General features: G+C 51.4%; 11 protein-coding genes. 7 read left to right on the forward strand and 4 right to left on the reverse strand.

What is annotated here, in order from left to right; all coding sequences use genetic code 11:
- The first annotated feature begins 50 nt into the window (after nt 1–50).
- Genes ACXAFR_RS08395 through ACXAFR_RS08420 form a run of 6 tightly spaced genes read left to right on the forward strand, consistent with a single transcriptional unit; the run spans nt 51 to nt 7,075 of the window.
- Nucleotides 51–2,726 (forward strand): LPS-assembly protein LptD, encoded by a 2,676-nt coding sequence (locus ACXAFR_RS08395; protein WP_475175466.1) that lies wholly within the window; start codon nt 51–53, stop codon nt 2,724–2,726.
- 4 nt (nt 2,727–2,730) lie between these two features.
- Nucleotides 2,731–4,062, forward strand: a complete 1,332-nt coding sequence (surA, locus tag ACXAFR_RS08400) for a peptidylprolyl isomerase SurA (RefSeq protein ID WP_475175468.1) — start codon at nt 2,731–2,733, stop codon at nt 4,060–4,062.
- 3 nt (nt 4,063–4,065) lie between these two features.
- The gene (gene pdxA, locus ACXAFR_RS08405) at nt 4,066–5,055 is read left to right on the forward strand and encodes a 4-hydroxythreonine-4-phosphate dehydrogenase PdxA (protein ID WP_475175470.1); all 990 of its coding nucleotides are present in this window, start codon (nt 4,066–4,068) and stop codon (nt 5,053–5,055) included.
- 9 nt (nt 5,056–5,064) lie between these two features.
- Entirely contained in the window at nt 5,065–5,856 is a 792-nt protein-coding gene (gene rsmA, locus ACXAFR_RS08410; protein WP_475175472.1) for a 16S rRNA (adenine(1518)-N(6)/adenine(1519)-N(6))-dimethyltransferase RsmA, read from the forward strand.
- A gap of 22 nt (nt 5,857–5,878) precedes the next feature.
- Nucleotides 5,879–6,250 (forward strand): Co2+/Mg2+ efflux protein ApaG, encoded by a 372-nt coding sequence (gene apaG / locus ACXAFR_RS08415; RefSeq protein ID WP_475175476.1) that lies wholly within the window; start codon nt 5,879–5,881, stop codon nt 6,248–6,250.
- Between the two features lie 21 nt (nt 6,251–6,271).
- Complete coding sequence (locus ACXAFR_RS08420) at nt 6,272–7,075, forward strand: symmetrical bis(5'-nucleosyl)-tetraphosphatase (RefSeq protein WP_475175479.1); 804 nt, start codon at nt 6,272–6,274, stop codon at nt 7,073–7,075.
- A gap of 7 nt (nt 7,076–7,082) precedes the next feature.
- Here the strand turns inward: ACXAFR_RS08420 and ACXAFR_RS08425 are convergent, their stop codons facing one another.
- The 3 genes from ACXAFR_RS08425 to ACXAFR_RS08435 all read right to left on the reverse strand — a co-directional run bounded on the left by ACXAFR_RS08425 (nt 7,083) and on the right by ACXAFR_RS08435 (nt 10,535).
- On the reverse strand, nt 7,083–7,850 hold the full coding sequence (locus ACXAFR_RS08425; RefSeq protein WP_475175483.1) for a ParA family protein: 768 nt from the start codon (nt 7,848–7,850) through the stop codon (nt 7,083–7,085).
- A 140-nt stretch (nt 7,851–7,990) separates the two neighbouring features.
- Complete coding sequence (locus ACXAFR_RS08430) at nt 7,991–8,989, reverse strand: glycosyltransferase family 2 protein (protein WP_475175487.1); 999 nt, start codon at nt 8,987–8,989, stop codon at nt 7,991–7,993.
- Between the two features lie 52 nt (nt 8,990–9,041).
- Nucleotides 9,042–10,535 carry an alanine/glycine:cation symporter family protein gene (locus ACXAFR_RS08435; RefSeq protein ID WP_475175492.1) on the reverse strand — a complete coding sequence of 498 codons (1,494 nt, stop codon included), beginning with the start codon at nt 10,533–10,535 and terminating at the stop codon, nt 9,042–9,044.
- 219 nt (nt 10,536–10,754) lie between these two features.
- Here ACXAFR_RS08435 and ppa point away from each other — a divergent pair, with 219 nt between their 5' ends.
- Nucleotides 10,755–11,291 (forward strand): inorganic diphosphatase, encoded by a 537-nt coding sequence (gene ppa / locus ACXAFR_RS08440; protein ID WP_475175499.1) that lies wholly within the window; start codon nt 10,755–10,757, stop codon nt 11,289–11,291.
- A gap of 156 nt (nt 11,292–11,447) precedes the next feature.
- On the opposite strand, the gene ACXAFR_RS08445 is transcribed toward ppa, so the two are convergent.
- Complete coding sequence (locus ACXAFR_RS08445) at nt 11,448–12,131, reverse strand: hypothetical protein (RefSeq protein ID WP_475175503.1); 684 nt, start codon at nt 12,129–12,131, stop codon at nt 11,448–11,450.
- Nucleotides 12,132–12,418 lie beyond the last annotated feature (287 nt).

Raw genomic sequence — 12,418 nt, forward strand, 5'->3', positions numbered from 1 at the left:
TGACCGACATAAACCGCAGCCGATCCAACAAACCCGTTCTGAAGACAGCCATGGTTTCCAGCAAGCGCCTGCGCCCATCCCCCTTTATTCGACGATTTTTCCCCTATACCTCCCGCCTCCTCTTGATTGGTCTGTCTGCTGCGGGCATGGCCCAAGCCGAAGAAGCCGTCGAATGGCGTTGCGGTACCGATGCCTCTGGCGAGTCCTGGAGCTGCAGCCAAGAGAGTATAAATCGGCGAGAAACTGAATTTCGCAAAAGCGACCTGGTGACCAAATCCAATCAGATCACCGAAGCCCTCTTTGTTGGCACCGCGGCTGAAACCGACTGGGTACCCGAGGACAAATTATCGACGGAAGAGTTAGAGCAGGTGAAAACCGGCTGTTGCGGAATCTATCGGGCACCCGAGCGCACAGACGCTGACGCTAACAAAGATCCCGAACAATCCGCGATTCAGGCCAGCGCCGACCAATCCCAGCTAGAGCAACAAAACCGCGCCCGCCTCAGCGGCAATGTTGAGCTACTTAAGGGCTGGTTAAAGCTGCTGACAGATGAAGCGGAACTGGATCAAGGCACCGATGTTGCCACGCTAAACGGCAACATTCTTCTGCGCGACCCCAACATGCTACTGCGTGGCGAGCATGCCACCATGAACATGGACAGTGGCGAAGCAACGGTCACCGATGCGACCTATGTCCTTCATAACCAAGGCATTCGCGGTGCAGCGGGTCGAATTCATCGAGATGAAGAACAAGTGCTGGTCCTGGACAATGGCGCCCTGACCCGCTGCGAACCGAGTTCCAACACGTGGATGTTGAAAGCCAGTCAGCTGACCATTAACCCCAATACCCACCAAGGGACCGGGAAACACGTACGCATGAACGTGCACGGCGTCCCGGTGTTCTATATGCCGTATTTGCGCTTCCCCGTTGGTGATGAGCGGCTCTCCGGCTTTCTGTTTCCATCCATTTCCACCTCCGACAATGGTGGGTTGGACCTCACGGTGCCTTACTACTTCAATCTGGCACCGAACTACGATCTGATTCTAAGCCCGCGGTACATCGACGACCGAGGGGAGATGCTGGAAGCAGAAGCTCGGCATTTATCCACGTATTTTGAAACCAAAGTTAGCGCCGCTTACCTCAGCAATGACAAAGGCGGGCAAGACGATGACTTGGACGATCTCATCACCGCTGGCAGCATCACTGAAGAAGAGGCCTACCCTTTCCGCGAAGAAGACCGCTGGTTGATTAACGTTGAACAGGAAGGGGGCCGCAACGCTCGTTGGTTTACCGATATCGACTATACCGATGTCAGCGATGTCGATTATTTCCGGGATTTAGACACCCCCAGCCTGCAGGTGAACGCCTCCACATATGCCCTGCAATCAGGTGTCGCCGGCTACCGCTCCGATCACTGGACCTCCAGCATTCGAGCCGAAAAGCACCTGCCTATCAGTGATTTGGTACAGACCCTCTATACCCAATTACCCCGGGTCAACATCGATGGTAACTACACGCTTGGCGACAACTGGATTGTCGACCTGCAACACGAATACGCCGACTTTGACCACAGCGATGTCGATGAACGCCAACTGATCACAGGCGAACGCACAAGGCTCAACTATTCGCTAACGTGGAACGGTCAGTGGCAATGGGGGTTCTTCAAACCCAAAGCAGCCGTTAAGACCCTCTCCTACCGTTTTGACGACGAGTACCTGCGTGATGGCTTTGATGACAGCCAAGACTACGTCGTACCCCAGGGGTCTCTAGATACTGGCCTGTATTTTGAGCGAGATACCAATCTCTTCGGCAACAGTTTTCTACAGACGCTGGAACCCCGCCTGTTTTACTTCTACAGCGATTACGAAAACCAGGACGACTTGATTCGCCTGACCACCAGTAACAATTCTGTAGACTTCGATTCCGCCGATTTGACCTTCTCTTACAGTCAACTGTTTCGCGATACCCGCTTTTCTGGCGGCGACCGTCTGGACGATGACAATCGCGTTTCAGTGGGGCTGACCAGCCGTTTTCTCGACCCTCAAACCGGCGTCGAAAACTTTAGCGCCAGTATTGGCCAGATCTTCTATTTCGAAGACCGGCGGGTCACCTTGCTCACGCCATCCGACAGCGCCATCACAAACACCGACAACAACCGGACAGAATCCGAGCTGGCTGCCGAAGTCTATGCACGCCTCGGCGATCACTGGCAATGGCGCAGCTCAATTACCTGGGACGAACGCGACAGCGATCGAGTGGGTCGCGGCAGTACCAGTTTAAGTTACCGGGGCGATGAAGGCAGTGTTCTGAATCTCGGGTATCGATTTACCCGCGACGACCCTGTCCGCGACTACTATGACGCCGATGGCGACGGCGATACCTACGACGAAATTCCCTACACCATTGAGCAGGGCGACGTGTCATTCTCAATGCCGGTGTTCGGCAACTGGAACCTACTGGGACGCTACTATTACGATTTCACCTTCAAGCGTGAACTTGAAACCCTGGCCGGCGTCGAATATAACAGCTGTTGCTATGCCGCCCGCATTGTGTGGCGGCGCTGGCTCGACAACGACTTGGTGAGTATCATCGACAGCCTGGATCTGGAAGAAGACAAAGGTTGGTTTGTCGAATTCCAGTTTAAATCGCTGGGAAGCGTGGGACGTAAGATAAAAGACATTCTGTTTGAAAGCATTCCGGGGTATCAAGACCCGGATGCCATGTGATGCTATGAAACTATTTAATCTCAAACGACATTTTCGCCAGCAGCTGCTCTCTCTGACCGCCGGCGCCCTTCTGGGTGTGACAACCTTGTTACCTCTGCCAGCCAGTGCCGCTGCCCAGCTTCTGGATCGCATTATCGCCGTTGTCGATGACGACGTGGTGATGGCCAGTGAACTGAGTCAGCGTATGAACATGGTCAAGGCACAGCTGGCGGCAAACAATACCCCGATGCCTGACGAAGAGACGCTGAAATCTCAGATTCTCGACCAGCTCATCAACGAAGCCTTGCAATTGCAATTAGGGCAACGGGTTGGCGTCACCATCAGTGACGATGAGCTGGATGAAACCATGCAGCGAATGAAAGCCGCAAACAATCTGACCGATCAGCAGTTTGCCGCCAAGCTGGCCGTCGACGGTATCTCTTATGACATGTTTCGAGAGCAGATTCGTCGAGATATGATCATCGATCAAGTCCAGAAAGGCAGCGTCTATCGACGTATCAACATTACGGATCAGGAAATCGAGAGTTTTCTCAAATCTAAGCAAGGGCGCTTCTGGTCGTCTCCCGACTATGACCTGGGACACATTCTCATTGCCGTGCCCTCTTCCGCTAGCACGGAAGTCATTGAACAGTCTCGGGAAAAAGCCCAGTCCATCCTCAACCGACTTAAGGATGGCGCTGATTTCCGACAGCTGGCCGTGGCCGAATCTCAAGGGCAAAACGCCCTACAGGGCGGTGATCTCGGCTGGCGCAAAGCCAATCAGCTGCCGGAAATTTTCGCCGAAGCCATTACACCACTGAAAGAGGGCGATACCTCAGAGTTGATTCGCAGTGGCGCTGGCTTCCACATTCTGAAAGTTTACGGGATGCGTGGCGATCAGGACAAAGTCATTGAGCAAGCCAAAGCCAGACATATCCTTATCAAGCCCTCAGCCATTCTGACCGAAGAGCAGGCTAGAGATAAGCTCGCGGATATTCGCCAAAAAATTCTCGACGGCGCCAGTTTTAACGACATGGCCAAAGAATACTCAGAAGATGTCGGCTCGATGTTAAGTGGCGGAGATCTGGGCTGGTCTCTACCGGGCAAATTTGTCCCTGAATTCGAGAAAGTACTGGAAGAAACCCCTGTCGGGGAAATCAGCGAGCCATTTCGCTCACAGTTTGGCTGGCACATTATTCAAGTGGATGACCGTCGCCAGCAAGACATGAGTGACACAGTGCGCTTTAATCAGGCCGCTCAACTTCTTCGCAATCGTCGCTTTGATGAAGAGCGCATCAATTGGTTACAGGAAATTCGTGACCAAGCGTATATCAAAGTTCTCGACAGCCAGACCTAAACCGTGACTCTGCGCATCGCGCTCACCCCCGGAGAGCCCGCCGGTATTGGACCCGAAATCCTGATCCGGCTCGCCCAGAAATCCAGCCCCTGGGAGAGAATTGTGGTCGCGGATCCCTTTCTGTTACAAGAAAGGGCCAACACCTTGAATTTGCCTCTGAGGATTCGCAGACTCGACTGGGAACACCCCCCGCAAGCGTCAAAAGAAGGGGAGATCACGATCCTTCCCGTGACGCTGCAAACCGCATCCCATGCTGGGGTATTACGTCCGGGAAATGCCTCCTACGTGCTAGCCACCTTAAATGCAGCCATTGATGCGTGCCTGGGAAATCAGGTTGCCGCCATGGTTACAGGTCCGGTTCATAAGGGTGTCATTAATGATGGGGGCACACCATTTAGCGGACATACCGAATACCTCGCCCATCGAAGTGGCCGTGATCAGGTCGTTATGATGTTGGCAACCGAAGGCTTGCGAGTTGCTCTGGCAACCACTCACCTCCCCTTACGGGAGGTGGCCGACGCGATCACTCCCGACTTGCTCCGCCGGGTGATCACGATCTTACATTCCGACTTACAATCCCATTTTGGTTTGGACAATCCGCGAATTCTGGTCACCGGCCTGAACCCTCACGCGGGCGAAGGTGGCCACCTGGGGCGCGAAGAGATTGAAATCATCGAGCCCGTTCTGGAAGAGCTCCAAGGCAAAGGCTTGCACCTGACCGGGCCTTTACCCGCCGACACCCTGTTTACACCCCGCTACCTCGAGCAGGCTGACGCGGTACTCGCCATGTACCACGATCAGGGTCTACCCGTGCTAAAGTACAAAGGGTTTGGAGCCGCGGTAAATATCACTCTCGGGCTGCCTTTTATACGAACATCCGTAGACCATGGCACGGCGCTGGATATCGCCGGCCAGGGAATCGCAGACGAAGGCAGCTTTCGCACAGCTGAACAGTATGCTGCTGATATGGCAACAGCTCGTCGCCAAGCTTGAGGACTACTTTTGACATCGCCAACGCAACACCGGGCACGCAAACGCTTCGGCCAGAATTTTCTGAGGGATCAAGGCATTATTGATCGTATCGTGAGTGCGATTAATCCCAAACCACACGATTCTCTCGTCGAAATTGGCCCGGGCCAAGGCGCTCTGACCGAACCGCTACTTGCCGGCTGTCCGCGCCTACAGGTTGTGGAACTGGATCGCGACCTGGTACCCCAACTAACCGTTGCCTTCGCCCCTCGCTACCCGGACTTTCGCATTCATCAAGCCGATGCTCTGAAAGTCGACTTTACTCAATTTGTTAAAGCCGATTCACCAGGACTCCGTATTGTTGGCAATCTACCCTACAACATCTCCACACCGCTGATTTTCCACCTACTGTCGTTTCACGATTCAGTCGTAGACATGCATTTCATGCTGCAAAAAGAGGTTGTCGAGCGTTTGGCCGCAGGCCCCGGAGAAAAAAATTATGGGCGCCTTGGTATCATGGTGCAGTACTACTGCGACGTTGATAATTTATTCGAGGTGCCGCCAGAGTGCTTCTCCCCCCGCCCCAAAGTCACCTCGGCAGTCGTTCGCCTAAGACCCAGATCCCCCATTCATCCAGCACGCAATGTCGCCAAACTGGAAGAAGTCGTCCGCCTTGCCTTCCAACAGCGTCGCAAAACATTGCGCAATGCGCTGCGACAACTTATGACCGCAGAGGCAATTGCAGACGTCGGTATTGATCCAATGGCGCGACCAGAAGTACTCAGCCTCTCTGACTTTGTGCGTCTGAGTGATACACTGCCGTAAGATCAAACAGGAAGTGTGCCCGATGAATCCAACCATCAGTGTCAGCGTACAGGCGAAGTATCTGCAGGAGCAGTCGCAGCCTCAATCGCACAAATTTGTTTTCGCCTACACGGTTACCATCGCGAACGAAGGTGAAGAACAAGCACAATTGATCAGCCGCCGTTGGTTGATCACGAACGGTAACGGCGAACAGAGAGAAGTCTCCGGGATCGGTGTTGTCGGTGAAACCCCGGTACTTGCACCCGGAGAGGTCTACACCTATACCAGTGGTGCCGTCATAGAAACCGATACCGGAACCATGGAGGGTGCTTACCAGATGCGCAACACCAATGGCGATCTGTTTGAGGTCACCATTCCCGCTTTTGCCCTGGTATCCCCAAACCAACTGCATTGATCCAAGCCTAGTAATCTACTTATGGCCACCTACGTTATCGGCGACCTTCAGGGCTGCCTGCGCCCTCTGAAAACTCTGCTGCGTTCCATCGATTTTCATTGGGATAGAGACCGGCTTTGGCTGGTTGGCGATTTAGTCAACCGTGGCCCCGATTCACTAACTACTTTGCGTTTCCTATATGAACGCCGAGCTAATATCACCGCCGTCCTTGGTAATCACGATCTGCACTTGCTGGCGGTCGCGCGAACCGGTCGCAAAAGCGCGAAAGGCGACACACTAGGAAGCATCCTCAAAGCTCCGGACCGAGAACTTTTGTTGGATTGGCTCCGCCATCTGCCTCTGGCCCACTACGACGCCCAATTCAATACCCTAATGGTTCACGCAGGCGTCTCACCAACCTGGACGCTGGAAGATGCCTTATCTCTCTCCAACGAAGTTAGTTGGATCCTGCAGAACCATCCACAGAGATTTCTGGAGAATATGTATGGCAACGAACCAGCCCGGTGGCAAAGCATTCTCGAGGGAATGGATCGCCTAAGAGCCATCACCAACTTCTTTACTCGCCTGAGATTTTGTCGTCCAGATGGCACGATGGAATTTAAATCGAAGGGTACACTGACCGATCCACCCGAAGGGTTTCTCCCCTGGTTTCAAGTGGCAGGACGTCACACAGCAACCGTTCCGATTGTCTTTGGTCACTGGGCCGCCCTACAAGGCATCGCTCCAGGCGAAAACATAACCGCTTTGGATACCGGCTGCGTCTGGGGCGGAAAGCTGACAGCTTACTGCCTAGAAGATCAGCGTTTCGTTAACTGTGATTGTTAGATCACAGTCAACCGGCCGCCTCCAGGTGCTCGTACAGTTCGACATATTGGCGCGTTAGTTTGTGGGAGGGCGCGTAAAATATCAGGGGCTTACATTCGTGGTGCGATTCACGCATTTTTACCGACTGGTTGAGATAAATCGGCAATACGGGATGCCCTTCAGCGATAAGCTCATCAATCAACTGGGTTGGCAGCTTGGCCATTGGCTGAAATTGATTAACAACGATGCCCTCAATTTCCAGCGTATCATTGTGATCTTCACGGATCTCTTCAATGACGCCTAAAATCGAATACAACGCCTGTCGGGAAAACGCATCACAATCAAACGGAATCAAACAGGCCCCGGCACAGATCAACGCGGAGCGGGTGAAAAAATTCAGTGCAGGCGCGGTATCGATATAAATCTCATCAAATTCCTCGTCAATTTTATCCAGTAAATCGCGAAGCTTGTAGATTTTGTGGCGGGATTCCAGCTTATGCTCTAGCGTCAGCAATTCGAAACTGGAAGGAATGACATACAAATATTCAAACGGTGTTTCGTGAATAAAGTCCTGGGGCTTTAGGCTTCGCAATGAAAACGACAGGGTGCTCTCAAAATACTGGGCGATGGTTTTTTCTTCGGGAACCTCGCCCAGTAAATACTGAGTGGAGTTACACTGGGGGTCTAAATCAACCACCAATGTTCGCTTGCCTTGTGTCGCACTTATTGCCGCTAAATTACAAGCAATACTGGACTTTCCTACCCCGCCTTTCTCATTAAAAACCACTCTGCGCATGCCGGCTTTCCTAGTCTGGCTTAGTCGCTCTGAGTGTACTGAAAAATTTGTCGTGGTGACAGAGCCCTACCTCTATGGCTAGCAAGAACTCACGAAAAGAATGACTTTCTACGCCAATCCCTACAGAAAATGAGTTCGTCCTAGGCTTTAACGACTCGATAATCTATAGGAGAATCTGGAGCAACTTCATGCGCCTTAAAAAACCCAAATAACATCCCGAGAGCAAAACATGAAGATGCAACAACAGAGTAGACACCCGAATTAATATTTTTTTTCTTTGCGACCATTGCAGCAAACGGCATGATTAAAACGACAATGAAGGGTAAAAGCTGATGAAAAAACACACCCGCAATTAAGGTAAACAAAAGCACTAACATCCACACCAAATACCCCGAGTAGACTTTAAACTCATGTAAGTTCCTGAGAATAAAGCTAAAATGCTTCTTGCCAACAGCCGACCGTATCAATTCACCGATCCCGAAGATGTACCCAGACTTCACTCGCTTGGCAAGCAGACGAAAGCTACTAACATCATGGCCATAGTGTTTTACCCCAGGTCGATCTAAACGCGTGAGTCGCCAGCCTTGAACTTTTAGCCGTGCACCAAGCTCGTATTCTTCTAAAGCGCGTAAATTACGATTTGTAAAATAACCGACATCTTCTAAAGCGCTGGCTCGATACAGCCCCCCCATGTTGAGAACAGTTACACTTTCACCAGCAATCAACCCAGAGTTCTTTCTTTTATAGCGCTCTTTGAAAGCCACGCTAGTGGCTAACATTTCTTCTATAGTCCCAGCGACCCCCGCAAGCTTCGCATCTTTTTCCATTTCTTCTATCGCATCGGAGAGGAAACCGTCACAAAACTCCATATCTGCGTCGAGAATGTACAAATATTTGCCAGTAGCAACTTGCCTACCCAGCTCTGCACCGATGCCGCATGATCTATCTTTTGCATGATTAAGCTGAACGATCTTGACTGGATATTTTTCTGCCAACTCAATAGTCCGATCCGTAGACAGACTATCCGCCAGAATAACCTCACCGCCTCCAACAGCTTCAACTGCAGCCAGAGCAGACTCTAACGCCCGCTCTATGTTCTTTTCTTCGTTTAATGCTTTGATAATGACTGAAACTTTCATAAAACCCATGAGCCAATGACTCAAACACCAAAAATGTATGCCAGGACCTAGTTTAACTTTGTTTTATTGAAATTGTATTAGTGGCGGCCTCATTTCTCGCGGCAATCTGTTTTTTACGAATATCGTGCCATAGATCCGCATTGCGAATGCCAAGTGCATCCGGGTCAAACAATGGGTCTTCACCTCTTTGCCGCTGCTCCTCGTAATCCTTTAAGGCAAGCAATGCAGGCTTCTGCAAAATTAAGATTGCGATGATATTTAACCAAGCCATAACTCCAACACCAACGTCACCCAACCCCCATGCCGCCGCGGCCGTCTTAACGGAACCATAAGTGACAGAAACCAGTAAGGTTAGCTTCAACGCAAAGCTCAACCAGGGGCGATGTACCTTGCGGTTAATAAAGGCGATGTTCGTTTCGGCGATATAGTAGTAGGCAACAATTGTCGTAAATGAGAAGAACATTAATGCCAGGGCAACAAAACTGCTGCCGAATCCAGGTAAGACCTGCTCGATCGCCGCTTGGGTGTAGGCAGGGCCAGCTTCCACACCAGGCAAATTTTCCACCAAGGCTTCTCCCGAGGGCGTCACCACATTGTATTTCCCAGTAACCAGCAGCATGAGTGCTGTCGCCGTACAAACAAACAACGTATCGATATAGACAGAAAAAGCTTGTACATATCCCTGCTTGGCTGGGTGCGAAACTTCAGCAGCAGCGGCCGGGTGAGGTCCGGTACCCTGACCGGCTTCATTAGAGTAGATACCCCGTTTGACCCCCCACTGTACAGCGAGCCCCAGCACAGCTCCAAACGCTTGCTCAAGCCCGAATGCGCTTTTAAGGATCAGCATAAACAAGCTGGGGATTTCGGTCAGATTTAAAAGAATGATGACCATTGCAACGAGTATGTAACTCAACGCCATAAACGGCACGACCAATTCAGCAAACTTGGCAATGCGGCGAATGCCACCAAAAATAATGAACCCTAAGGCGACAACAACGACAGAGGCACTGACAGCCGGTGAAACACCCCAGGCATTTTCAATACTGGAAGCGATACTGTTAGCTTGAACGCTAGGCAAAAGAAAGCCCATTGCGATAATGGTTGCAACCGCGAATACCCAGGCGTACCAGGATTGTCCCATTGCCTTTTCAATAAAAAACGCAGGGCCGCCTCGATACTGTCCGTTCTCGTCCAGCTCTTTATAGATTTGCCCCAGGGTTGACTCGACGTAAGCTGTTGAGGCTCCGAGAAATGCCACAGTCCACATCCAAAAAATCGCGCCAGGCCCACCAAACGTGATTGCCGTCGCCACACCGGCGATGTTGCCCGTACCCACTCGACCAGACAGAGAAATGGATAACGCCTGAAAGGAGCTCACCCCGGCGGGAGACTTTTCGCCTTTGAACATCAAACGCAACATCTCCGCCAGACCGCGCACTTGCATAAAGCGCGTTCTAATAGAGAAATAGATTCCAGCCCCCAAACACAAATACACCAGAAGTGGACTCCAGATAACGTCGTTCAAACGACTGATGATATCCCCCATTAACAAACTCCCTGCTCGTTCTTTTTAATCAGAAGAAGGCGGCGACAACCAGAGCCCCGCTCAACATTGGCGACACTGCCTGCAAACTCGCTGCCAGTCCACCCTTCTGTAATAAAAGCATCAGGCTGGCGAACACTTGCCGACTTTCGTGCAATTGAGCAGACCCACCAATGTGGTACACTTCGGCCCACTTAAAATTACGAAACTGGAAGCGATACGATGAGCTATAACGACGTCTCCCCCGGCAAGGACTTACCCAACGACATCAACGTGATCATTGAGATTCCAATGCACGGAGACCCCATTAAGTACGAAGTGGACAAAGACTCCGGAGAACTCTTTGTTGACCGAATCCTCGGCACGTCCATGCGCTATCCGTGCAACTATGGGTATGTCCCACACACCCTTTGCGGTGATGGTGATCCGGTAGACGTGCTGGTGATTATGCCTTTCGCCGTTGCCCCTGGCGCCGTAATCCGCTGCCGCCCGATTGGTGTACTGAAGATGACGGACGACGGCGGAGAAGATGCCAAGATTGTCGCCGTGCCTCACAGCAAGGTTACGCCGCTGTACGAAAACGTAAAAGAAATCGCTGATCTACATGACCTGATTCCAGGCCAGATCGCACACTTCTTCCAGCACTACAAAGATCTCGAGCCAGGCAAGTGGGTTAAAATTGATGGTTGGGGTGATGCTGCAGAAGCTTGCAAAGAAATCACGGATTCACGTGAGAACTACTTGAAAGGCGAAGGCTAAACCACTAAAGCCTATGAAAAATAGGCTTTTATCGCTTTGAGTTGGCTTTGGGTTGCCGCGAGACGAGCGCCCAAAGCGAACCAATTTGATGCAAAACAGACAGCAACCTGCACCACCAGAGTGCAGAGCCAGTATTTACACCTTCAATTGCACGGCTCACAAAGTATCCGCCAGCGTTATGTGACTGATGTCTGGAGAGATGCTCTCTTTTACAACCTTCATTTCACCTAGATCTGCACCTACCGGTAAAACGTCTGCGTCCAACTCCGGGATACTGACCACAGCCGCGGGCTTCCGCTCATCAGAATGCAGTAAATCCTCACCCAATTCTGCAAGGTTCACATTCAGATCGACCACTTGTACAGACTCAGGCCTCGAAACTTCATCCGGATCAAGAAGGTCGCCAGTCGCCTCGCGAAGTGACAAATGCGACGTATCCACATCATTTTCCAACTGAAAAGGTGTCGAACTTACGCTGCCCGCAACCGTTTGCTGAGGTGGCGCAGGCGTCTCGTCTTTTTGCTCGGCCAGCCGCTCCTGTAGAGATTTACGTGGTGATTCCGCAGCTTGGGCACTGCCCGAAGACGGCGCGCGATTTGCTGTGCGTACACTTCCAGAAGGGGCCAATTCCGTTGCCGCACCAACGGACGCTAATGCCTGGTGATAACGTTGTGCCGCTGCTTCATCGAGGTTTTTCTTTAAAACCTGAGCACCACCACGAAACAAGTTATCAATGACCGCTTCTTCCGCCTTAAAAAGCCGCCCCATTTCTCGTTTGACTTGCTGGATCTGGAATCCGGGTAAAATGTCTCCTCGAAAGACGATGTCAAAACCGGACATATCAATGCTCTCCTTTATCCACCTTTCGGCGTAGGCGATTTCCTACATCCGAATTAGCGATCACCACCTGGATTTTCAATACAGCTACGCTGATATTATAGGATAGAATCCAGGCCCTAAATCTGGCGCCGAATTCCACGTAAACGCGCAACCTTGCCACATACATGGAATTTGAACATGCGAAAGCAGAGATTTTTTCGATGTGGCGGCTGAATTAACGCCAGTTTAGAAACAGGAAACTAACGTAGAATAAGTCGGTCAAACAGGTAACTACGTTTTACCAACAA

It is taken from the genome of Pseudomaricurvus sp. ABR4_320, from assembly GCF_056159445.1.